This is a genomic window from Rhodopirellula sp. UH5 (genome assembly GCF_056839225.1).
Genome location: NZ_CM166390.1, coordinates 6462415 through 6485697 on the forward strand (window position 1 = coordinate 6462415; position 23283 = coordinate 6485697).

The window sequence follows — 23283 nt, forward strand, 5'->3', positions numbered from 1 at the left end:
TGGCGCTGTCGCTTACCGACGGCTACCATTTGACATCCCTGCCGGGATGAAGAAAGGCAGAAGCCGGATGAAAAATTGCATCCGCTGTTAGAGTGCCAATAGCAAATGTTTTGCAGCTCAGGCGAATGCCCAAACGGCTCACATGGTTCTGCTCGATCATTCCTGCCGACCTGCTTGGAAGAACTTGCATGCCGGCGGCCGCCTGTTTCAGTGCGACGCGGCTTGTGTGCGGGGCAACCCGCGTTCGCAGGAAGGATATGGAAGGCTACTTCACTTGCTCGATTTCTCCTGGACGCCAGGTTTTGTCAATCCATGGTTTCAGCGGGCCGTACATCCGCAGGATGGTGAACCAGCTTTTGCCGGGGACGGTTTCCAGCCAGTTGCTCTCATGTCCTTGGGGAGCTTGGGGGCCGAAGTAGACATCGTAAGATCCGTCTTTGTTTTTTTGGAACCCTTCGCTCTGGCTGCCGACGGTCGGAAAGGTCTGACTGGTTTGCAGGAGGGAACGCGTTTGCGTGTCGTAGAGCGTGACCGCCCAGAAGTTGTTGACGGGAACGTTGGGCGGCAGGTGGAGCTTGTAGGTTTTCGAGCCGTCGAACGCGTTCTTGTCCGCATCCAGATATGCAAGGGCGTAGTCGGAGCCAGCCCCCGCGTGGCTGGTGGCCATGGCGGGCGTGACGCCGGTCGCATTGAAGTAAAACAGCGGTCGAGCATCTAGCCCCATCGCACCATCCTCTTCGAAGGAGGTGTTCTTGTTCGCGTAGGCCGTCGTCCAGGCACTGTTGGTGTCAGGGTAGATGAAGACACCGTCGATCCGAGGTTCGTAGGTGATGGCGCGAGCGGTGGCGTTGCCAAGGGTGGCAGCTTCAGCGAGCAACCTTTTCATACGCGCATCGGGCTGGAACGGTTTCCCTTTGACGATGCCGATCGCCGCCAGTTGGCCTCGCAGTTCAGGGCCAATGGCCTGGATGGGTTCGACCTGCACCAGTACATTGAGATCTTCGAAGAAGCTTAAATCGCGAGTCACGATCGTGCTGTAGCTCTTGCCAGACATGTTGATGAACTCGGTGGCAGGTGGGTTGTCTGCCTTGGCGAGAGGGTAGACCCGAAGCTTCGATTTGATGTTCTCCACGGCTGGTTCGAGGCCGTTCGCAATCGAGCCGCGCAGGAACATCAGGTTGTTGTAGGTGGGAAGTTTGATGATGAAATAGCCATCGGGTTCCTCTCCGCGGTAGCCCGGGGGAAGCAACAGGTATTTCCCACCCTTGCCCTTGTCGGGGCCGATCACACCGAGGTTGTCGATGAAGCGAAACCAAGCGTCATCGAGGAATCCCAGCATGCCGGGTGGGAGTTCGACGACCAGCGGTCCTTCCGTTTTCAGATCAAGGTAAGTGAGGGCGTACAAGGTCGAGGTGTTGCCCGTGAGGTACAGCGACGCGGGTTGAAGCAGTTGCTCGGTGATCGTGACCTTGTTGGACGCATCCGCACCAAGGCCTGCGTTGCCCTTCCGCATCGCGTTGAGCGATGCGGCACCCTGGTTGTTCAGATAAACCTCGACTGCCCGCATCCGGTCGAGATTGTCATGGAGCGTTTGGGCGGTGGCATGAGTCGGCACGCCGTCGAAGAACTCCAGTGTTCCCAAAGATGTTTCCACGTTGTCGGGAATGCCGATCGAATCCAGCGTCTTCTGAGAAACTTGGGCGACCGTCGAACCGCCGCCAGCAAACGCCATGACGCCGATGATGGCACATGCCAAGAACCCTTGCTGGGATGAGTTTTTCATTGAGTTCATTTGCATTGGATGACAGATGGATCGTTCGCCGCAGCGTGGGGCAATTCAGTGCTTGCGCACTGCGCTGGATGGACCAGCAGAGAGAATCTTACAAGACATAGTTTAGCAAGATTGAACCCAAAACGCAGGAAGCAACCTCGATTCTTTGAACCACGATGGGCGAGGAAACACGAAGCGTCGAATCGACGTGTTGCATGTTGGCAGGCGACTTGAGAGTCGAACCGTTGTTCCCTGCTGTTCCGTCGGGCCATTTCGAATTGCCAAGCCTGGTTGCCTCGCCAAGTTCGCTGCCGGAAGAACGTGGCCTTGTTTTATTTTTTACTTTTCCAAGGAACGGTGAAGACGATCCTCGGCGATTGGTGTGCCGCGGGCTGCGGCTTCAGAACCATCCGTTCTGCAATCCGCTCAGGGTTTTCAGCATGCGGCGGCGAACCCAGGGGACTCGGGGAAACCAAGGGAGGCCAAGGTTGCGGCACGCGGCAGAGAAGGGCATGTCGGACTGAAAGAACGGTGTCAGCATTCGAGTCAGTGATTGGTAGTAACGGACCTTTCGTTGGCGGAGTCTCTGGTAGCGGATGGCTGCCTGCTGGAACGTTCCTGTCTCAGCGATGGCGTCTGCAAAACAGGCCGCGTCTTCCAACGCCAAATTGACTCCTTGGCCTAAATGAGGGCTCGACGGATGAGCAGCGTCGCCGAGAAAGACGACTTTGTCAGCATGCCATCGTTGCATGCTGACGTGTCGATAGCCTGCGAACGTCATCTCTTGGAAATCGCTGATGGAATCGAGCAGTTCCGTGGCGGGTTCGCACATTTCGATGACCTCCTGCTTCCAGTTGGCCATTCCTCGCTGGATAAGTTCGTCGTATGAATCGGCTCGCAGTCCCCAAAAGAAGCTGCATTGTCCATTGCCAATCGGCAGCAATCCGACCAACCGGTCGGTGCCATCGATGACTTGATGCAAGCGATGGTGGACTTGCGAACAGGGGCCTGTGGCCCAGATGGCGGCGTAGTCGTAGTCGACGGTTTGCGATTTCAGTTTCGCTGCCGTTCGCAAGCGAGAGCGAGATCCATCCGCAGCGATGAGGAAATCAAACGGGCCGTGCCGGGTTCGATGTTGGTCGATCACATGGACGTCGTTCCCAGCGTTCTCCAAGTCAATGACTTGGGTCGAAGTTTGCAAGTGAACATTGGATTGGACACATCGTTCCAACAAGTGTTTGAAGAGCAGTCCGCGGTGCACGCCGTAGGCGAAATGATGGTCGCCAAGTTGACCGTAGTTCAGTTCAATCAGCGGTCGGCCGGAAAGCAAAAACGCCTCGATGCCTTCCAGCTTTGCCGACTGAGCGGCAATCGTTTCGAGGATGCCCAGTCGTTCCAAAACGGCCTGCCCACTGGGCTGGAGCATGATCCCTGCACCAATCGCTTGGCACTGCGTCGCCTGTTCAAAGATCGTTACCTGATGCCCTGCCGATGCGAGCAGATGGCTGACCGCCGTGCCAGCGATTCCGGCTCCCGAGACTGCAATTCTCATCCTTGTTCGCTTTCAATGGAGTGGACTCCGTCTTGTGCTGCACGTGCCACGTGTCTTCACCAATTGGCGAAGACACGTTTCGAAGGTGAGTGTCCAAATACTTGGCGAATCCGGCTGCCTGTGTGGTGGCCTTGCTGATGCGGCGGGCATTGCGTGATCGGCTGGACGCCTCGCTTTGTTCCAAAGCATCGGCTGGGTGCCAGGTAATAACCTGGCCTACGTTGCTCGCTCTCAATCATAACCCGACGCGTGAGCGAGGGACCCGCAGGCTCGTTGCAATGGCACGCGATCCCTCGCTCACGCTTCGGGTTGGGATTCAATCAACAGGCCGTGACGCATCGGGGTGTGAAGTTGGTGAGTGTCCAAATTCTTGGCGAATCCGGCTGCCTGTGTGGTGGCCTTGCTGACGCGGCGGGCATTGCGTGATCGGCTGGACGCCTCGCTTTGTTCCAAAGCATCGGCTGGGTGCCAGGTGATAACCTGGCCTACGTTGCTCGCTCTCAATCATAACCCGACGCGTGAGCGAGGGACCCACAGGCTCGTTGCAATGGCACGCGATCCCTCGCTCACGCTTCGGGTTGGGATTCAATCAACAGGCCGTGACGCATCGGGGTGTGAAGTTGGTGAGCGTCCGAATACTTGGCGAATCCGGCTGCCTGTGTGGTGGCCTTGCTGACGCGGCGGGCATTGCGTGATCGGCTGGACGCCTCGCTTTGTTCCAAAGCATCGGCTGGGTGCCAGGTAATAACCTGGCCTACGTTGCTCGCTCTCAATCATAACCCGACGCGTGAGCGAGGGACCCACAGGCTCGTTGCAATGGCACGCGATCCCTCGCTCACGCTTCGGGTTGGGATTCAATCAACAGGCCGTGACGCATCGGGGTGTGAAGTTGGTGAGCGTCCGAATACTTGGCGAATCCGGCTGCCTGTGTGGTGGCCTTGCTGACGCGGCGGGCATTGCGTGATCGGCTGGACGCCTCGCTTTGTTCCAAAGCATCGGCTGGGTGCCAGGTAATAACCTGGCCTACGTTGCTCGCTCCCAATCATAACCCGACGCGTGAGCGAGGGACCCACAGGCTCGTTGCAATGGCACGCGATCCCTCGCTCACGCTTCGGGTTGGGATTCAATCGACAGGCCGTGACGCATCGGGTTACCAAATATGATACACCTGGTTCGTCCCTCTCTGCCGATTCGGTTGCCAAGAGATGCATCTCCTTGTCGCTCAACCCTCCCGCCTCATTCGTTCCCGCCTGGAATCCAACGATGAAATTTCTCTCGACGCTTTGTCTCTTGTTGTTCACCGCCCCTTGTTTGGCGGAGGATGAGGCGGCAGTGGACCAGCCTACCGCCCCTGTGCGAACGCCGCTTTGGGATGGGCCTGCCCCAGTCGGCGGTGGCGAGACAGAATCAGGCTATGCCTGGATCACGGTGCACCATCCCGAGGAAGCCAACGGCACCGCAATCGTGATTTGTCCTGGTGGCGGATATGGGAGGCTGGTCCTCGGCGGAGAAGGGCACAAGATCGCCGCGTGGTTGAATCAGCATGGAATCACGGGCGTGGTGTTGGAGTACCGATTGCCTGGTGGTCGACACGCCGTTCCACTGCTTGACGCTCAGCGTGCGATTCGCACTGTAAGGGCCAACGCGAAGGATTGGCAACTCCGTCCTGACCGGATCGGCATCATGGGCTTCTCGGCCGGCGGGCACCTTGCCTCCACCGCCGCAACGCATTTTGATTCGGGGAATCCGACTGCGAATGACACGATCGATCGCGTCAGTTCACGGCCGGATTTTGCGATCCTGGTTTACCCGGTTGTCACGATGGGCGAGCACACGCACGCTGGTTCGAGGGACAACCTGCTGGGCAAAGACCCTTCGTCGGAATTGGTGAACCTGTATTCCAATGAGCGGCAAGTCACCGACAACACCCCGCCGATGTTCCTGGCCCACGCCATCGATGACACCCCGGTTCCGATCGTCAACAGTCGCCAGTTGCACGCGGCATTGCAACAGCACAACGTTCCGACGCAAATGTTGGAACTGCCTTCGGGTGGCCATGGATTGAACGGGTACCAAGGTCCGATGTGGGATGCTTGGCAGGCCGCATCGCTGGGATGGTTGAAGGAGATCGACTGACGCAACCAGTTCTCGTTGTCACCCTGCGAGCATCAATTCCAACAGGAAGCCTGCCGCTTTGCTCGGCCCTCGCAAGAGTTGGTGAGGGTCCCGCACAAAAGCCACACGCCCTCTTCACAGTTGAGACTCACTGGTGCCGCCCCCGACGGGCCGTCGGGGCGATGCGGTGTGGTGTCTCACTGACGCGTCGGGGGGCCATTTTCGGTGGTCGCCGTTTGACAATTGTCTTGACGACAGTTGTTGAAACGTCTATCAACGTGGAATGGCAAAAACACCGGCAGATGCGGCAACCGTCGTCAAGCAATCCTTTGACTCGATGGAGCAAGAGGTCTTCTTGAACCTCTGGCGGACTTATGACCGTCTCAAATCGATTGAAGACGAGGTCTTCGGGCGTGTCGGCCTGTCCGCCCAGCAATACAACGCTCTGCGACTTTTGCGATCGGTTCACCCGAAGACGATGCCGACGTTGGTGCTGGGAGGGCGATTGATTTCTCGAGCCCCGGACATGACCCGTCTGCTGGATCGCTTGGAACGTCGCGGATTGCTCTTGCGGGAAAGAAAGCCTGAAAACCGTCGTGTCGTCGAAGTTCGCATCACGAAGGACGGGATGCAACTGCTGGACGAACTCCACGATGCCGTCCAGGAAAGCCATCAACGGCAGTTGGGGCACCTGGACCAGAAAGCCTTGCGTCAATTGTCCGACTTGCTCCGGCAAGCTCGGCAGCCACATGAAGATGCCCACAAGCTTTCATTCATCGATGAATGAGTGGGAAGCGTTCGTCCATCATCCGTTCCCGAGAGTGTTCCAGTATGTCAATTCAGCAGTCTCCTCAGGTGGTCGTGATTGGCGGTGGTCCCGCCGGAGCGACCGTTTCCACGTTGATCGCCCAGCAAGGTTATCAAGTGGAACTGTTCGAGCGTGAACGTTTCCCTCGCTACCACATTGGCGAGTCACTGATTCCCGAGACCTACTGGGTGTTGGAGCGATTGGGGATGCTCGACAAGATGAAGTCGAGCCATTTCATCAAGAAGTACAGCGTGCAATTTGTGAGTCCTTCGGGCAAGCATTCCGCTCCCTTTTACTTCCACGACAACAAACCGCACGAATGCTCGCAAACCTGGCAGATTCGCCGGAGTGAATTTGACGTGATGATGTTGAAGAATGCCGCGGACCAAGGTGTCGGCGTTCACGAGGGGATGCGGGTTCTGGACGTGCTGTTCGAGGGCGATCGCGCCGTTGGGGTTCTGGTTCGTGATGAAGCTGGAAAACAAACCGAAGTTCGCGCCGACGTGGTCGTGGATGCCAGCGGTCAAAGTTCCATGCTCATCAACAAGTTCCAACTCCGCGTTCCTGATGTCGAACTGAACAAAGGAGCCATTTGGACATACTTCCAAGGCGCCTATCGAGATCAAGGCAAAGACGAGGGAGCCACCGTTGTGCTGAGCCTGCGCGACAAGCAGGGATGGTTTTGGTACATCCCCATGCAAGATGATTTGGTGAGCGTGGGCGTGGTGGCGGATTTCGACTACCTGTTCAAAGGGCGTGCGGGAAACGAAGCCACCTTTGCCGAGGAGCTGGAGAAATGCCTCACCGTGAAAGAACGCATTGCCAACGCAGAGCAAGTTGCGCCAGTGAAGGCGACCAAGGATTACACCTACCGGGCCAGTCAAGCGGCGGGCGACGGTTGGGTGCTGGTCGGTGACGCGTTCGGATTTCTTGATCCGCTGTATTCGTCAGGAGTGCTGCTGGCGTTGAAGTCGGGAGAGCTGGCTGCCGATGCGATCGTCGAGGGATTGCGAAACGGTGACACCTCCCGGGCACAGATTGGGAAGTGGGAGACCGGGTTTGTCGAGGGCATGAATCGGATGCGCCGATTGGTCTGCGAGTACTACGACGGGTTTAGCTTCGGTGAGTTCATTCGCCGTTTTCCCCAGCACCGCGGAAGTGTGACCGACCTGCTCATCGGTGATCTTTTCAAACCGGAACTCGACCAGGTCTTTGAGGACATCGATTCCATGAAGAGTGCGGACGTATCGAACCACTGAGCCAGGCCGAGCAACGTTTCGCAACGCATGATCAAGCCGCCGTGGTGGACGAGGCCAGGAGTCCTGACCCTGGGCTTGGTGTCCGCAGAAGTTGCATTCGAGCTTCACGCAGAATGCGATTGAACAAGCGAATCCGTTTTGGGCGTCACTCTTTCTCCACTTGGAAAGTTCCCCACAGGGATGGGGAAAGTTGGGCTTCACTCGGCACGTCGCTGGTGATCGCCGTGGCTTTGTTGGACCAGTACACACGCTGCGTCGTTTCGCGTCCGTTCCCGCGAAGGACGCCTACATCGCCTCGATACGTCTGGCCCGCTTGCGGTTTCCAGTCGAGCAGACGAAGCGGGATGCTGAACTCATAGTGCCCAGCCGAGTTGGTAGCCAGTTGCACCGAGTCGCTGACGTCTTGGACGACATCCAGCGTGATCGTCCGCCACGGGCTGCTGAATTTTTCAGGTTCGATCGTGCCGGGGACAACGGCGCGATAGAGCGTCGCACGGGTTTTTCCGTTCACCTGTGTCACCAGCAATCGAATGTCGCCTGCTTGCGGTTCACGAGGGGCTTTGGTGTTGGTCTCCAAGCCGGTCGCCAGCATCAAATCCAGGCATCCGCCGGACTTGAACAACGAGGTCGGCGACAGACCGCTATTGCGCAGCAGGTCCTTCTCGCTGGTGCGGAAAGCCCCGAATAATTTTCCGTTGGACAGGCTGACTGCGGCGACCGCGTTGTAGGGTTTTGAATCGCTGTTGAAATTCGCTCGCTGGCCTCGCCGGTCAATGACAGCCCAGTCTGTGTCGCCGGACCACTCGCTCAAGTCACCATCGACGGTGGGCGACGTCGCACGAATGGAAATCTCCAGCGGTTTCAACAATGCGTTCGCTTGCCGGGTTTGTTCGGCGTCGTCAAACCACTTGCGTGCAGCCAGCAAATCGTCGGCGGTGACGCGAATGGTTTGAGCGGGGAAACGTCGGATGGATTCCAAACCATCGATTCGAACGATGCTGGATCGAGCCCCGTCGACCAAGTGAACCTGTTTGTCGATCGTTTGCGTGATGCTGGGCCAGAAGTTTTCGTCATGCAGAGAAGTGTCGCTGACGTCCATCCCGCGGATCGCTCGGGGCATCGACCAAGTTGGACGCAGTCGGATGTCATGAAACAAAGTCGCGACGAACAAGCCATCGGCGGTGAACAAGTACATGTTTCCCATGTTGCCGTTGACGCAAAACATGTCACCACCCTGCCCGTCAGGGTGAATGGTGTCGCCGAGCAACCGCGTGTGGCCGATCACCATCCCGGGGCGATCCGGAACAGCGGCTTCGTGGCTGGCGTGCAATCCTGGCCACAAACTCGGGTAGCTCCAGACCGCCTTTCCATGAAGGGCACCGCCAAGGCCATGAGCCGAGAAAGGTTCCGGTGCATTCGTCAACATGGTCCAACCGTTCGGTGCCGTCAGAGCTTGATCACCGCCGGAGGAGACAGCTCCGTGGGCACCATCCACCAACAGAACCGGTGATTCGATCGCGTACGTCGGAACCTTGGTGGTTGAATCGATGTGAGCTGGGATTTGGACCGCTTGCTTGTCCAGTCGCGAAAACACGGCCCTCAAATCGTTCTTGATCGTGACGCCACCGGAATCGCCGCGGCGCATCGTGATCTCGTTTGGCTGCATTCGCTCGTCCCCGTTGGCATCACTCCAGGCGAAGAGGGCTTGGTTTTGATGTGCGGGGCCATTGGGATTCAAACCCTTGGGCCAACAGACGCGAAACTCGGCTTGCTTCAAGAGACTCAGACTTTGTGCGGCTCCGATTCCAGCGACCAACTGTGCACGATCGGGATGATCGAGCCAAACGAACGCGATTCGGTCCCCGCTGGTTGGGTTGGTGGTGTAACAACTGGTGAAGTATCGGTCCGCTTGCACGACCTCATTTTTACTGGCCAAATTGGGGTAGAGCGGCGTGTCGGGCGAGTAGGACGTGTAATGCCCACGCAGCCAATCGGTGGGGCGATGGAAGACTCGCACGAGCTCATCGGTTCCCTCTTTCCAGTCCAAGCGGAACTCCAGTCCTTTGTAGTAGAAGCGAGTTTGATCGACGGGGTCGAGGACTCCGCCGCCACCGTATTCACCGGGACCGTAAAACGCTTTGACCAGCGTCGCGTCCTGTTGAGAATTCCAATGGGGATTCCAGACGCTGATCCGTTTGGGGCGGAAATCGCTTTCTGCAACCCACACGTGGCCTTGGCTGTCGATGGCGATGCCGTTGGGGGTGTTGATGTGAAGCGGATCATATGGGCCAACGGTTGGAGGTCCGGGGTTGCCAATCGATCGGAGGAGATTTCCGTCCGCAGCGAAGACCTTGATCTGATGCGAACTGCCGCGATCACTGATGTAGATCCGACCGGCAGCATCGATCGCGATGTGGCGTGGATCTTCGAGCGATTCAATGCCGATGTCTTCGAAATCGGATCGCGATGTCGGCGCGGAGACCTTGGCTCGAAGGAGTCGCGTGTCGCTGAGGACGAGCAAACGTCCTTGATCGTCAAAGGCCATCCCGCGAGGTTGATCGACAGGGACGCTGCCGGTTTGCTGGGAGCTTCGGACGTCGATGAGTCGCAGTTCATTTTGCCGAGGGAAGGACAAGTACATGTGCCCGTCGTGTGTTGCTGTTCCTGCGAGCACAAACTTTCGATCACCGCCGTCGAAACCTTCCAACGCTGTGGGCCGTCCGTCGTTGGGCAAGGAACTCGGACGCGGGTCGGCTCCGAGAGATTGCTTGTAGATTTCGCGATCGGCCAATGATTTCGTCTTGGCCGTGATGCGTAATTCTCCTTCCCACACCGAAGCGACATAGCACAGGTCGTCGTCGATCGCATGTTCTCCTGTGTCGACGGACAATGTTGGAGCGCCGGTCCAGTGACCGCCGACGTGCCCTTGGCCTCCGACTTTCGTGCCGTCTTCGCGTACCCATTGCAATCCATGTCCGCCTTCGGAGACATACGCGCCCATGAACAGCAGCGGTTTGCCATCCGCGGTCCGGTCACCAGGCACAAACGCGACACTCGTCGGTGGCGTGTGATTGGTCATCCAACATCCCGTTCCGTCGTCGGTTTCCCAGGCTGGGTTCCCGTCGCTGTAGACGCTCATTTCATAGACCAATTTCAGCGGATCTCGCCACAGTCCACGAACGGTGTATGACCCAGGACCGACCAACCGCGTCGGGATTTGGTACAGCCCATGCCGTGGCGAATCCAGATCCCGAGTGACATCGTCGCTGGCGTCCCACCACACGGTGTGCGAGCCCGCTGGGAACGGGGTTTCGCTGATCAGGTTGCGTACCCGTTGCCCGTTTTCGTCATCAATCACCAGGGTCACCAAGCCAGGTTTGGCAATCTGAAAATGAATGGGGATTGGTGGATGGACCGTTGATTGTTCGGATTGAACCAAGGACGACAGCGGCGCTTCATGGAGCGGTTTGATCGCAGCGAGTTCACCCAGCCAAACGCGTCGTCCGCCCGCGATGTGAGTTCTCAAGTGCTCATGCTTGCTGGTCGAAGGTGCGGTCATTTTCAATCGAACCGCAGTCGTCCTTTCGAGATCATCAAAGGCGAGCCAGTGTGGGACCAGCGGTCTCGGGTACATAGCATCCAGGTCCTCACCGCTGGAGACCTTTTTCCAGCTTGACTCCGGAGCCGATGTCGGCGGTTGGGAAAAGTCGCCGGTGTAGACCTCCACGTCCGCGGCGTCGAACCCGTTCCACAGCAACGCAACACCGCTCAGTTCAACCGGGCGTTTCCAGGCGACCATCATCCATTCCGCGTGGGCTTCATCGATCACGTCACCAGTTGGAACGTTCTTCTCAGCATTGGCCCAAGTGTTCCACATTCGGTCGTTGGTGCCATTCAAGACACGTTCGATCGATTCGGGGTGACTGCCGGAAACGGCCACTCCCTGAGGACCAACATTGGCAACTCGTTCCGACAAAATCCAGACGCCACCGAGGTATCCCGATGGGTCTCGCTCGATCGCGGTTGCGTGGTGGGTGAAGCGAAGGGCTCGCGTCTTGGTTGAAACGGGCAACACCCAAAACGCGTACTCGTCCGCAAGCACCTCGCTTGTTGATACGACTTGCGTGCGACTCCGCTTGGATGTCGCCGAATTGGGACTGGCAACGGCATCGCTCAAACGCTCGGCAGGAATCCATTGGTCGTCATCACCCAGGTCGCCAGGGTAGGCAGCATCGGGTTTGAGCACGCTGAGTGTTCCGCCACCGCGAACGATCACCGTCCCGATTTCGATGGGCCGGTTCAGGCCGATGCGGAGGTGCCGAGTGCCAGGGAGTTTTTGGCGACCGAAGCGAAGACCATGCCAATCTGGTTGGTCCTGCTGAGTCCAAACCACATCGATCGGTCCGCGGGGACAATCACTTGGGGCGATCGGCGTTTCCTGACCCGAAAACCAATCTGCCAACCCATCTGTATCGAGGTCGGCCGTTTGAAGGGGCGTTTCAAATTGCTTGGCCAGCGGATGTTTCGCATCCGCAGAATTCATTGAACAGATCAACAACGGCAGCCACAACAGATACTTCTGCATCGCGGTCACTCGAGTAGCAGTGAATGAAGAATCAAGACTTCAAACTGCTGAACGCCGAGCCACATCAAGGAAGTGATTGGGGATCTCAGGGAGGGCAGTTTGCGCAATCGATCCGATGAGTATGGCCGCCCCAAAAAACGAGTCAACGATTTTCTTGCGACACAACCGTGAGGAAAAGGAAAGGCGAAGAACAGGTTGTCCTGATCAATCTCCACCCTGTTCCGCCCGCGTTGTTGGGGCCGGTTGCCAGCGACGGAATCGAAGCGGCGTCTCAGTCGATCGTGACGAACTCGTTGCAGTTGAATAGCGCCAAGCAAAGATGGGCTTGTTTCTCCGCTTCGGCCGACTCGCTGGCATGGAGGAAGTCTTCCGCTTCGATCCATTCTTCCTTCGTCGGTGAGCGTCCGAGTGCACGAAGGAACATCGCCTCAATGCGTTGTGCTTCGGTGGGAGACTCCTCTTCGATCGACGAGGCCATCGATCGTGCTAGGTTCAGAGAGAACTGCGAATTCAGTAGGTGCAATGATTGCGGCGCCGTGGTCGATGTGCCTCGACTGGAACAGCTTGTGTTTGCGCTGGGGCGGTCGAAAACTTCGAAGATCGGGTACCGCAGGTTTCGGCGTGCAAAGACGTAGATGCTGCGTCGATCGTGCTCGGACGGATCCTTCGTGACGTTCCATTGATTGGGGAGCAAGGTTCCAACCAGTTCCTCGGGGAGCGGCGGGCGAACGCCGGGGCCACCGGACTTCCAATTGATTTGTCTCGATGCAACCAGCATTGCGTCACGAATCGCTTCGCCTTCGAGTCGCCAGCGTGGATAGCGGGACAGCAGTTCAGCATGTGGATCTGCCTTCCGTGTTTCAGCCCAGGCCAATTGTTCGGGTTCGGTTGCGTCTTCCGAGAGACGGCTGCGTTGGCGATAGGTGGCGGATGTCACGATCATTCGATGCAGCGACTTGAGGCTCCAGCCCTGGTCGACGAATGAGATCGCAAGCCAATCCAGCAATTCGGGGTGGCTGGGCTCGGCACCCATCACTCCAAATTCACTGGGCGTGCTCGACAACCCGACACCAAAATGATGTTGCCACACACGGTTGACCATCACACGCGATGTCAGTGGATTCTCTGCCGCGACCAACCAATCCGCCAAGGCGGTTCGGAGGCCAGCCGATTTTTGCGTTGGTTGTGGCGAGTAGGCATTCGTTTGCGACGAAACAACTCGAATGACCCCGGGATTCAGCTCTGGGCCAGGACTGCGGAAATCACCTCGCAGCATCAGATGGCTCGTTCGTTTGGTTGGAAACGATTCACTGAGAGTGGAGAGCGAGTGGTTTTTCTTTAGCGAGACCGAGGGTTCAAAGATGGCGCGAAGCCGATAGAAGTCAGCTTGGCTGATCGGGTCGTACTTGTGATCGTGACACTGGGCACAGCCGACTTGCAGCCCGAGAAACACAGCTCCGATGGTCGATGTCAATTCGTTCAAGACCGTGTGTCGACGCTCGTCCGTCAGGTTGATGTCCGGCATGTCAGGTCCGGACAGGCAAAACCGCGTTGCCGTCCGAGCTGATTGGTCATTCGGATCGATTTCATCGCCAGCGATCTGGCGTCGGATGAACTCGTCATAGGGCAGGTCCTCATTGAGAGCCGCGATGACCCAATCGCGATACTTCCATGCCTCCGGTCGGAGTTTGTCATGCTCGAATCCATCGGTTTCCGCAAATCGAGCCAAGTCAAGCCAATGCTGTGCCCAACGTTCGCCATACCGCGGTGAGTCAAGCAACCGATCGACAAGCCGCTCATAGGCATCGGTTCTTGCGTCTGCTTCAAACGCGGCGATCTGCTCGGGTGTCGGTGGCAATCCGGTCAGGTCAAAGCTCAGCCGCCGAATCAGCGTGCGACGTGAAGCTTTGGGTTGCGGGTGCAGATTGCGTTGGCTCAGTTCGTGTTGGATGAAATCGTCGATTGGATTTCGACGCCAACCTGTGTTGGCAGGCGGCGGCACTTCAACAGTTTCGAGTGGCAAAAACGCCCAGTGCTCACGATCATATTCGTCAATCGGTAGCTCGACGTAGGCAGCGGAATCATCGTCAGCGGTCGTGCAATGCACGGTGAGCAGTGTGCTGATCGCAAAGGTGCACAGAATCGTCAACGCGTGCCGCCAAGGTGCGTTCGAGACAGGCCAGGATTTTTGTTGTTGTGCACGCATCAACGGATGATCCCTTGGACGACTTCCGCTTCATCGGGGCCGGTCAACCGTTTGTCCAGCCCATTGTGAAAGTAGGTCAGGTCGTTGTGATCGAGTCCCAGCAGATGCAGCAGCGTCGCGTGGAAATTGGTGACAGAGACTTTGTCCGAGACCGCTCGCAGTCCGATCTCATCCGTTGCCCCGAATGCCCGGCCGCCGCGAATGCCGGCACCGGCGAGCCAGACGCTGTATCCCCAAGGGTTGTGATCGCGGCCCTTGCCTTGTTCGCTCATGGGCATCCGCCCGAACTCGCCACCCCAGATCACCAACGTGTCTTCCATCAACCCGCGTTGCTTGAGATCTTGCAGAAGTCCAGCGACGGGTTTGTCGGTTCGTCGGCAATATTCGGTGTGATTCTTTTCGACGTTCGCGTGAGCATCCCAGCCATTGGTGTCGCCGGAATACAACTGCACAAAACGCACGCCGCTTTCGAGCATCCGGCGGGCCAGCAAGCAACGCTCACCAAATTCGCGTGTTTCCTTTTGGTCGATGCCGTACATCTGCTTCGTTTGTTGGGTCTCGTTTTGGATGTCGACCAGTTCCGGTGCTTCGGATTGCATCCGAAACGCCAATTCGTAGGCTTTCACGCGGGCCGTCAGGCGATCATCCAGTTCCCGCAGTTCCAGGTGCCTTCGGTTCAACTTTTGAATGAGCGACAGGTCCAGTTGTTGCTGTTGTGCGGTGACACTCGGTTGGGGCTGCAAGTCAAGGATTGGCGAAGATCCCGGACGCATGGTGACGCCCTGATAGGAGGCTGGCAGATAGCCGTTTCCCCACGCTGGCGGTCCCCCTTTGAGTCCTCCACCTGGATCGGGCAACACAACGAACGCAGGCATGTTCTGGTTTTCAGAACCCAAGCCATAAGCAACCCAACTGCCGACGCTGGGATTGCCCATCAGAATGCTGCCCGTGTTCATTTGATAAACGGACTGCGGATGGTTCACGCTGTCGCCGTGCATCGAACGAATCACACAGAGATCGTCCGCGTGTTCTGCAATGTTCGGAAGGAAGTCACTGATTTCCAGACCGGATCGACCTCGCGGACGAAAGCGGCGAATGGGAGCCAGGAGAGGATTCTTCTTGACATTGCGACGCGTCATCACGTTGCCAAAGCTTTCTGGCAACGTCTGGCCGCTGTACTTGGTCAGTGTGGGTTTCGGGTCCAGCAGATCCACGTGACTGGGGCCACCGTGCATGAAAAGCCAGATCACTCGTTTGGCACGCGGTGCGAAATGCGGTGGATGGACATCCGCACCAGCATTGGCTTGGGCGAGCGAGGCACAAGCGAGCATTCCCATTCCGCCACCCGCGCCGGCGAGGAAGCTACGTCGCGATGATGTCGGTGACTGATTCGTTGGTTGCATCTGCAAAACCGCGTTGATCAGTAGGAAGGGGCTTCTGAATGCTCGGGAGATTTCCCCGGAGCAACGTCGCGCTGAATGTGACGAGGCCCACTATAGCGAAGTTGCAATGCCATTGCGGGGCAAAGGCGGAGGCCACATCAACACGCCAGGCATCGCAGTCGAGTTTTATCGCATGATAACGGGTAAAGTGTGAAATTTTACGGACACTGCAACCGCCGACGCGATAAGACTGTTCGGTCCGACGTTTCCGTATTGGGTTTCAGCTTGGATTTCGTCCCGCCGTCAGCACAACGTCGATGTGCATGACAACATTCCCTCCTGGGTCTCTTAAAATGATTGTGATTCGAATTCTGTTGTTGGTCGTCCTCGCGTTGCCGTTGTCGGCGACGGCCGAGGAGGGCACCGTTCACTCGTTCGAACGACAACAACTGACGAACACCTACTTCTCCGAAGGTGCAAATTCCGCTGACATCAACGGCGATGGCGTGGTGGACATCGTTTATGGACCGCATTGGTTTGAAGGCCCTGACTTCACCGCGAAGCATGAAATCTACCCACCCGTTCCACAGAACATGAATCGTTATGCGGACAACTTCTTCAGTTGGCTGCATGACTTCAACGGCGACGGGTTCAACGATGTCTTTGTCGTTGGATTCCCAGGGACACCCGCCTACGTCTACGAAAACCCCGGGAAAGATGATTGGGACAAACACTGGGCAAAGCATCAGGTGTTCGACTGGGTGTCCAATGAGTCGCCGCAATGGATCGACATCGTGGGCGATGAGAAACCGGAGCTGATCTGCACGCGAGATGGGTTCTTTGGTTTTGCGACCGTCGATTGGGACCATCCTTTTGAGGCCTGGGAGTTTCATCCGATTTCGGAACAGGTCGCCCCCAAGAAGTTTGGTCATGGGTTGGGGATTGGTGACGTCAATGGAGATGGGCGGCAGGACTTGATCCATTCACAGGGTTGGTTCGAGCAACCGTTGACGCACCAACTGACATCACGCTGGTTTCATCATCCGGTTTCCCTGAGCGAAGGGTACGGCGGCGCGGAAATGTACGCCTACGATGTCGACGGTGACGGGGACAATGACATCATCACAGGTCATCGCGCGCATGATTTTGGGTTGGCCTGGTACGAACAGATCCCAAGCAGCGACAAAAACGAGCCCGCGTTCAAGCATCACTTGATCATGGGAGAACATCCCTCCGAGAACAAATATGGCATCGCGTTCAGCGAATTGCACTCGGTGGCCTTGGCCGACATCGACGGGGACGGGTTGAAGGACATTGTTACCGGCAAAACCTATTGGTCGCATCACCGCCAGAGCGCTCAGTGGCATGCCGGGGCGGTTGTCTATTGGTTCCAACTGAAACGCGGCAAAGACGGCGTGGAATGGGTCCCATTCAAGGCTGATGGGGAGGCGGGAATCGGTCGGCAGGTTTCGATCGTCGATGTCAATCAGGACCAACTTCCGGACATCGTTGTCGGGGGAATGCTTGGTGCACACGTTTTGACGCATCAGGTGAAGTCGGTCAGTGAGGCGGAGTACAAAGCGGCGCAGCCGAAGGTCTACACCGGACCGAAGCTGCCGCGGGTCGAAGGCGCCGAGGCGCTGCGTGGTCCGAAATCGAAGCTCGACCGTGAGACGGGGCAGGTGCCCGGCGCGATTGAAGGGGAAACGTTGACAGGCGAGCCGACCGGTGGATCGGCAAAGGCTCAGGACATGTCGGGTTTCAGCGCGGATCAGTGGAGCAACCAGTCGCAACTATGGTGGACCGGGGCCAAGCCGGCTGACTCGTTGAAGCTTCCCCTGCCAGAGTTCACGGGAACCGTCGACATCGAAGTCGTGCTCACCTGTGCGGGCGACTATGGCATCGTGCAACTGACGCTGGATGACAAACCGCTGGGGCCGCCCATCGACCTGTACAGCGGCAACGTGGTGACGACGGGAGTCCTGTCCTTTCCAAAGATCGCTGTCGAAGGAAAACAACACGCGTTGAACGTGCGAATGGTGGGCGCCAATCCCAAGGCCAAGAAGGCCTACATGTTTGCGTTGGATTACCTGCGGATCAAACAATCCGAGGGCAGTTTTGTTGCCGGAACGTCAGTGAAATCGAAAGCGATGGGCGCTGCTCCCGTGGGAATCAAGCCGAAGTCAATCGATGGACGCGAGTTGAACCTCGACTTTGAAACTGGCACGCTGGCCGACTGGACCGCAGAGGGAAACGCGTGGGAGGGGCAGCCAATCAAAGGCGACACGGTTGCTGGTCGTCGAGCGGACATGAAGAGCAACCATCAGGGTGAGTATTGGATAGGCGGCTTCGAGAAGTTTGGTGACAAAGGTACTGGCTCGCTGACGTCCGCCCCTTTTTTGGTGACTCATCGATACGCCACGTTTCTGGCCAATGGAGGTGATGGCGAGAAGACTCGTGTGGAGCTGGTCAGAAAGGACACCGGCAAAGCGTTCTATCAAATCTTTGGCACGAAGAGGGAAACGCTGCGGCAAATCACGGTCGACTTGAATCCACTCATCGGTCAGGAAATCATGATCCGGATCGTTGATGAGCACCGTGGTGGTTGGGGGCATCTGAATTTCGACCATTTTCGCCTGCACTCATCCAAGCCCGCGGAAGTGACGCCGCAGATGATTGCTCTGGCGGCAGACGAGTACCCACACGCTGGGCTTTCCGCTCAGCAAGCGGCTGAGGCAATGACGTTGCCCGATGGCTTTTCCGTCACCGTTGGGGCCGCTGAACCTCAGGTGCAGCAACCCATCGCGATGGCCATTGATGATCGAGGCCGAGTGTGGGTTGCCGAAGCGTACGAGTATCCGATCCGCGCAACAGGCGACCAGGGCCGTGACCGCATCCTGATCTTTGAAGACACAGACGGCGATGGTTCTCTCGATAGCCGCAAGGTGTTCGTGGAAGGATTGAATCTTGTCAGTGGGCTGGAAGTCGGCTTCGGTGGGGTGTGGGTCGGCGCGGCGCCTTACTTGATGTTCATTCCTGACCGCAACGGCGACGACCAGCCGGATTCCGCGCCGCAGATTTTGCTGGATGGTTGGGGATACCAAGACACACACGAGACGCTCAACACGTTTGTTTGGGGACCGGACGGTTGGTTGTACGGTTGCCACGGTGTGTTCACGCATTCCAAAGTCGGCAAGCCAGGGACACCCGACGCAGAACGCACACCGCTGAACTGCGCGGTGTGGCGTTACCACCCGGTTAGGCACGAATTTGACGTGTTTGCAAACGGAACCAGCAATCCGTGGGGAGTTGACTTCGACGATCACGGGCAGGCTTTCATCACCGCCTGTGTGATTCCTCATCTGTATCACATCATCCAAGGGGCACGTTACCAGCGGCAAGGTGGACGTCACTTCAATCCCTACACCTACCGTGACATTCCCACGATTGCCGATCACTTGCACTATCTGGGATCAACCCCGCACAGTGGCAACAGCAAATCGGATGCAGCCGGTGGAGGCCATGCTCATGCCGGCGCGATGATCTACCTCGGCGGCAAGTGGCCCCAGCAGTATCGCAATCAGTTGTTCATGAACAACATTCACGGGCAGCGTCTGAACATGGATGTGCTGCGACCAAACGGTTCCGGCTTCGTTGGCAGTCACGGCCCGGACTTTTTGCTGACGGGCGACCAAGCGTCTCAGATCCTGAACTTTCGGTATGGCCCCGATGGCAATGCATGGATGATCGATTGGTACGACATGCAAGCCTGCCACCGACGCGAAGCGGACATTCACGACCGAACCAATGGGCGGATCTACAAGATCCACTACGGCAAGTCAGAAACGTCGGCTCCGCCAAAGTCGCTTGACTCGATGAGCGACCTTGAACTCGCCCAACTGACGCTTCACGAAAACGATTGGTATGTCCGTCATTCGCGGCGCAATTTGCAAGAACGGGCGACCATGCATTCGATGGACGATTCAGCGGTGGCCTTTCTAAATGAAGTGCTTGCCGAAAACGAGCACGACACCCGTCGATTGCGGGCCGCTTGGGCGTTGCATGTGATCGGTGGCCTCACGAACAGCAACCTGCACTCGATGCTTTCCGACGCGAGTCCGTATGTTCGCGGATGGGCTGTCCAACTCGCACTTGAGAACGCGAAAGCGGACCCGAAGCTGCTCGCTCGTTTGGTCGATCTTGCTCACACCGACGAATCCCAGGTTGTTCGGCTGTATCTCGCCTCCGCCGCTCAGAAACTTCCTTTGGAACAGCGATGGGATCTGCTCACCGCCCTCACCGGGCATGCAGAAGATCGGGACGACCACAATCTCGCGTTGATGTACTGGTACGCCGCAGAGCCGTTGGCCGAGGAGGACACCGGACGCGCACTCGCGTTGGCAATGTCGGCAGGCAACAACATCCCGCTGCTTCGAGAGTTCATGTTGCGTCGCATTGGAAGCGGCGGAGCAGATTCGTCTCTGGCCGCTTTGGTCGAGGGACTTGGCGAGGCCAAGTCGCCTGAGTTGCAACTCACGTTTTTGAACGCCATTCGCGCCGCGTTGGTGGGCCGTCGGCAGGTGACTGCACCCCCGCAATGGACGACGGTCTCGGCGGGCCTGCTTTCGAGTGATGATGCCGCTGTGCGTCTGCAGGTCATTGCGCTCGGTGTGACCTTTGGGGATTCCGCTGCCTTTGCCGCGATGCGTTCGCAGATCGAGGACAACGCAGGCGACGCCAAGACTCGACTCGTTGCCCTGCGTTCCTTGCTCGACGCTGGCGACCCAGGATTGGTGCCGACCCTGTCTTCGTTGCTGGAGAGTGAAAGCCCGCTGCGTGAGGCATCCATCCGTGGGCTTGCCCAGTATGGCGATCCTGCAGTCGCTCCGGCTTTGCTGGACGCGTACGCCGATTTCTCACCCAACGAGCGACGCCTGGCACTGGGGACGCTCTGTGGACGGGCCTCATCGGGAGTGGCGTTGCTGAAGGCGATCGATGCCAAGCAGGTTGCCAATTCCGAACTGACAGCCGATTTGGTTCGCCAGTTGCAGTTCTTGAAGAGCGACGAAATTGATTCGCTGCTGGAGAGTGTTTGGGGGACGGTCCGAGAGTCCGCCAGCGACAAATTGAAACTGATCGCGGAGATGAAAACCCTGGTCGCGTCCGAGGCTCATCCACCCGCGGATTCTGAACTTGGCCGAGCGATTTTTGCCAAGACCTGCATGAAGTGTCACGTGCTTTACGGCGTCGGGCAAAAAGTTGGGCCTGATTTGACGGGATCGAACCGAGCCAACATCGATTACTTGCTCAGCAACATTGTCGACCCCAGCGCGGTGATGGCCAAAGAGTACATGCCGACGATCATCCTCACCGATGACGGCAGAGTGGTGAATGGATTGGTCAAAGCAGAGGATCGCAACAGCATCACATTGCAAACCTCGGATGCTTTGATCGTCATCCCGAAGGAGGAAATCGAGGTTCGTCGGGAGAGTGAGAAGTCGATGATGCCCGATGACCAATTGAAACAATTCAGTCCGTTGGAAGTGCGCTCTCTGATCGCTTACTTGCAGGGGAAACAACAGACGGCGATGCTCGCCAATCCCGACAACGCCGGGGCGATTTTCAACGGTCGCGACCTGACCGGCTGGAGTGGCACCGATGGATTGTGGTCAGTGGAAGACGGTGAACTGGTTGGCCGAACGGCGGGATTGAAACGCAACGAATGGATTGTCAGCGATCTGTCCGTGGAAGACTTTCACCTGACACTGGAAGTCAAGTTGCTCGACAACGCGGGCAACAGTGGCATTCAATTCCGGAGCAAGGCTCATGACGGTGAAGTCAGTGGGTACCAAGCAGATATCGGAGCAGGTTGGTGGGGCAAGCTTTACGAGGAACACGGCAGAGCCCTGCTGTGGAGCGAGTCCGGAGAAGAACACGTGAAGCTCGACGATTGGAACACCTACGAAGTCATCGCCAACGGCCACCACATTCGCACGCTGATCAACGGCAAGGAATGCGTGAACATGGAAGACCCGATGGGAGCCCATCGAGGCATCATCGCGTTTCAGCTTCACAGTGGAGGCAAAACCGAAGTTCGTTTCCGCAATGTTCAGCTCGAGATTTTGCCGACGTCGGGTTCCCATTCGGAGGAGTGAAAACGGTCTGCATCGTGATGCAGGTCGGCAGGAATGATCGGGCACAACCATGTGAGCCGTTTGGGCGTTCGCCTGGACCGCGAAAGGTTTGATGTCGTGGAGCGTATTGGTTCGCGAAGTTTTCATCCCGATAGGGATGAAGAAAGGCAGAAGCCGGAAGAAAAATGGCATCCGCTGTTGGAGTGCCAATCGCAAAGATTTCGCTGTCCAACGCTAGCCCACGGTTACAGGACACGAACCGGACTCGATCGCGTTCCGGCTGACTCAATCAACAGGCTGTGAGGGGATGGATTCCCGATCCGTTGCCAGCATCAAGTCCAAGCAACCGCCGGGCTTTGAACAGTGCGATGGGGGATCGGCCACGGCTGCAGTGAGTGTTCGTTCTCGCTGGCTCGTCGAAGCAGTGTCCCGAGTGATTCGCCAATGGAGCTCACTACCCGCGTTTGAAGAATGCGGCGGTGGTGGAAGCTTGGTGCGGCGATGGCACGCGGATTGCTTACGTGTCCCAATGTGGTCGAGGGTCGGCCGCCTATCACCCTGAATGACAAGCGGAGCGTTCGCGTTTCTCGGGGAGAGAACATTCGATGTACATTGAGGTGGATGCGAGATGCATGCGATCACTGCAGGGGCAGATGTAGCGAGTACCGGACCGACGTTCATGAAGCGTGCCTACTACGTGTTGAAGGCGTGGAGTCAGGCCCCGTTGGACGTCGCGACTCTTTGTCCGAGTTCCCCGTCTCTGACTCGAAAACTTGCCAACCGCGATTGCGTGAAAAACGCTCGCAACGTCATCGAACTGGGGCCAGGAGCAGGCGGGACAACGCAAACCCTGCTGGAGTTCATGCGGCCTGATGCGAGGCTGATGGTGGTCGAAAAATCGACTGTTTTTTCAGAGCCTCTGCAGGCGATTCACGATCCGCGACTCGAGGTGGTGATGGACGACGCTTGTGCTCTCACCGATCTGGTGATGAAGCATGAGTTCGGATTGGCCGATGTGGTCGTCTCGGGGATTCCATTCAGTAGCATGCCGCCGACGATTGCGAAGACGATCGCTCAGTCGATCCATCAAGTCTTGCGGCCGGGCGGCGTGTTCATTGCTTATCAGATTCGAGACCATGTCAACGAATTTGCTCGGCCTCTGTTTGGACCGGCAGAAACCGAGGCCGTTCCCATGAATCTTCCACCGCTGACGTTGTACACCTGGACCAAGGTGTGCATGCCAAAATCCAACGTGAAAAACAATGGGGCCATTAAGAGAAGTGTCTCCCCGTGAGCGTGAGAATGCAGCGAACATAGTGGACGCGGAGGAAATGGATTCCGACGGCCGGCGAGGAGAAACGATTTCGAGGATCGCGAGAGGAAGCCTGTTCGGTATGTGATGTGCATTGGTTGTGCATTGCGAAGCAGGTCGGCAGGAATGATCGGGCATCACCATGTAAGCCGTTTGGGC

Annotated in this window: 15 protein-coding genes and 3 pseudogenes; 5 read left to right on the plus strand and 13 right to left on the minus strand. The window is 57.4% G+C overall.

Annotated features, from left to right (window positions below; all coding sequences use genetic code 11):
• Positions 1-265: 265 nt before the first annotated feature.
• From UH5x_RS23060 to UH5x_RS23105, 10 genes and pseudogenes are all read right to left on the minus strand, one after another.
• A complete protein-coding gene (locus UH5x_RS23060) occupies positions 266-1783 on the minus strand; it encodes a DUF1254 domain-containing protein (protein WP_482633814.1) in 1518 nt (505 codons plus the stop codon).
• 388 nt (positions 1784-2171) lie between these two features.
• On the minus strand, positions 2172-3323 hold the full coding sequence (locus tag UH5x_RS23065; protein WP_482633815.1) for an FAD-dependent oxidoreductase: 1152 nt from the start codon (positions 3321-3323) through the stop codon (positions 2172-2174).
• The gene (locus UH5x_RS23070; RefSeq protein ID WP_482636058.1) at positions 3235-3462 is read right to left on the minus strand and encodes a hypothetical protein; all 228 of its coding nucleotides are present in this window, start codon (positions 3460-3462) and stop codon (positions 3235-3237) included. The genes UH5x_RS23065 and UH5x_RS23070 overlap by 89 nt, the downstream gene beginning before the upstream one ends.
• Positions 3380-3562 (minus strand): DUF1589 domain-containing protein, encoded by a 183-nt coding sequence (locus UH5x_RS23075; protein WP_482633816.1) that lies wholly within the window; start codon positions 3560-3562, stop codon positions 3380-3382. The genes UH5x_RS23070 and UH5x_RS23075 overlap by 83 nt, the downstream gene beginning before the upstream one ends.
• Positions 3563-3620: 58 nt before the next feature.
• The gene (locus UH5x_RS23080; RefSeq protein WP_482633817.1) at positions 3621-3776 is read right to left on the minus strand and encodes a hypothetical protein; all 156 of its coding nucleotides are present in this window, start codon (positions 3774-3776) and stop codon (positions 3621-3623) included.
• Position 3777: 1 nt separating this feature from the next.
• Positions 3778-3831: pseudogene (locus UH5x_RS23085) on the minus strand (hypothetical protein); the annotation flags it as partial.
• 58 nt (positions 3832-3889) lie between these two features.
• A complete protein-coding gene (locus UH5x_RS23090; protein WP_482633818.1) occupies positions 3890-4045 on the minus strand; it encodes a hypothetical protein in 156 nt (51 codons plus the stop codon).
• Position 4046: 1 nt separating this feature from the next.
• A pseudogene (locus UH5x_RS23095) lies at positions 4047-4100 on the minus strand (hypothetical protein); the annotation flags it as partial.
• Between the two features lie 58 nt (positions 4101-4158).
• Positions 4159-4365, minus strand: coding sequence for a DUF1589 domain-containing protein (locus UH5x_RS23100; protein ID WP_482633819.1), 207 nt, complete (start codon positions 4363-4365; stop codon positions 4159-4161).
• Positions 4316-4534: pseudogene (locus tag UH5x_RS23105) on the minus strand (hypothetical protein); the annotation flags it as partial. The gene UH5x_RS23100 and the pseudogene UH5x_RS23105, both read right to left, overlap by 50 nt.
• A gap of 52 nt (positions 4535-4586) precedes the next feature.
• Between UH5x_RS23105 and UH5x_RS23110 the strand changes: the two are divergent.
• From UH5x_RS23110 to UH5x_RS23120, 3 genes are all read left to right on the plus strand, one after another.
• Entirely contained in the window at positions 4587-5459 is an 873-nt protein-coding gene (locus UH5x_RS23110) for an alpha/beta hydrolase (protein WP_482633820.1), read from the plus strand.
• A gap of 262 nt (positions 5460-5721) precedes the next feature.
• A complete protein-coding gene (locus tag UH5x_RS23115) occupies positions 5722-6225 on the plus strand; it encodes a MarR family winged helix-turn-helix transcriptional regulator (protein WP_482633821.1) in 504 nt (167 codons plus the stop codon).
• A gap of 44 nt (positions 6226-6269) precedes the next feature.
• The gene (locus tag UH5x_RS23120; RefSeq protein WP_047814379.1) at positions 6270-7505 is read left to right on the plus strand and encodes an NAD(P)/FAD-dependent oxidoreductase; all 1236 of its coding nucleotides are present in this window, start codon (positions 6270-6272) and stop codon (positions 7503-7505) included.
• A gap of 145 nt (positions 7506-7650) precedes the next feature.
• On the opposite strand, the gene UH5x_RS23125 is transcribed toward UH5x_RS23120, so the two are convergent.
• The 3 genes from UH5x_RS23125 to UH5x_RS23135 all read right to left on the minus strand — a co-directional run bounded on the left by UH5x_RS23125 (position 7651) and on the right by UH5x_RS23135 (position 15699).
• The gene (locus UH5x_RS23125; RefSeq protein WP_482633822.1) at positions 7651-12048 is read right to left on the minus strand and encodes an NHL repeat-containing protein; all 4398 of its coding nucleotides are present in this window, start codon (positions 12046-12048) and stop codon (positions 7651-7653) included.
• A gap of 313 nt (positions 12049-12361) precedes the next feature.
• A complete protein-coding gene (locus UH5x_RS23130) occupies positions 12362-14296 on the minus strand; it encodes a DUF1549 and DUF1553 domain-containing protein (RefSeq protein WP_482633823.1) in 1935 nt (644 codons plus the stop codon).
• Entirely contained in the window at positions 14296-15699 is a 1404-nt protein-coding gene (locus UH5x_RS23135; protein WP_482633824.1) for a DUF1501 domain-containing protein, read from the minus strand. The genes UH5x_RS23130 and UH5x_RS23135 overlap by 1 nt, the downstream gene beginning before the upstream one ends.
• A gap of 332 nt (positions 15700-16031) precedes the next feature.
• Here UH5x_RS23135 and UH5x_RS23140 point away from each other — a divergent pair, with 332 nt between their 5' ends.
• Both UH5x_RS23140 and UH5x_RS23145 read left to right on the plus strand, forming a co-directional pair.
• Complete coding sequence (locus UH5x_RS23140) at positions 16032-21833, plus strand: PVC-type heme-binding CxxCH protein (protein WP_482636059.1); 5802 nt, start codon at positions 16032-16034, stop codon at positions 21831-21833.
• Between the two features lie 607 nt (positions 21834-22440).
• A complete protein-coding gene (locus UH5x_RS23145) occupies positions 22441-23106 on the plus strand; it encodes a class I SAM-dependent methyltransferase (protein WP_482633825.1) in 666 nt (221 codons plus the stop codon).
• Positions 23107-23283 lie beyond the last annotated feature (177 nt).

Coding starts and splice junctions, on each gene's coding strand:
- UH5x_RS23060 (WP_482633814.1), bottom strand. CDS start 1,783: ATGAAAAACTCATCCCAGCAAGGGTTCTTGGCATGTGCCATCATCGGC.
- UH5x_RS23065 (WP_482633815.1), bottom strand. CDS start 3,323: ATGAGAATTGCAGTCTCGGGAGCCGGAATCGCTGGCACGGCGGTCAGC.
- UH5x_RS23075 (WP_482633816.1), bottom strand. CDS start 3,562: ATGATTGAGAGCGAGCAACGTAGGCCAGGTTATTACCTGGCACCCAGC.
- UH5x_RS23110 (WP_482633820.1), top strand. CDS start 4,587: ATGAAATTTCTCTCGACGCTTTGTCTCTTGTTGTTCACCGCCCCTTGT.
- UH5x_RS23115 (WP_482633821.1), top strand. CDS start 5,722: ATGGCAAAAACACCGGCAGATGCGGCAACCGTCGTCAAGCAATCCTTT.
- UH5x_RS23120 (WP_047814379.1), top strand. CDS start 6,270: ATGTCAATTCAGCAGTCTCCTCAGGTGGTCGTGATTGGCGGTGGTCCC.
- UH5x_RS23125 (WP_482633822.1), bottom strand. CDS start 12,048: ATGAATTCTGCGGATGCGAAACATCCGCTGGCCAAGCAATTTGAAACG.
- UH5x_RS23130 (WP_482633823.1), bottom strand. CDS start 14,296: ATGCGTGCACAACAACAAAAATCCTGGCCTGTCTCGAACGCACCTTGG.
- UH5x_RS23135 (WP_482633824.1), bottom strand. CDS start 15,699: ATGCAACCAACGAATCAGTCACCGACATCATCGCGACGTAGCTTCCTC.
- UH5x_RS23140 (WP_482636059.1), top strand. CDS start 16,032: ATGATTGTGATTCGAATTCTGTTGTTGGTCGTCCTCGCGTTGCCGTTG.
- UH5x_RS23145 (WP_482633825.1), top strand. CDS start 22,441: ATGCATGCGATCACTGCAGGGGCAGATGTAGCGAGTACCGGACCGACG.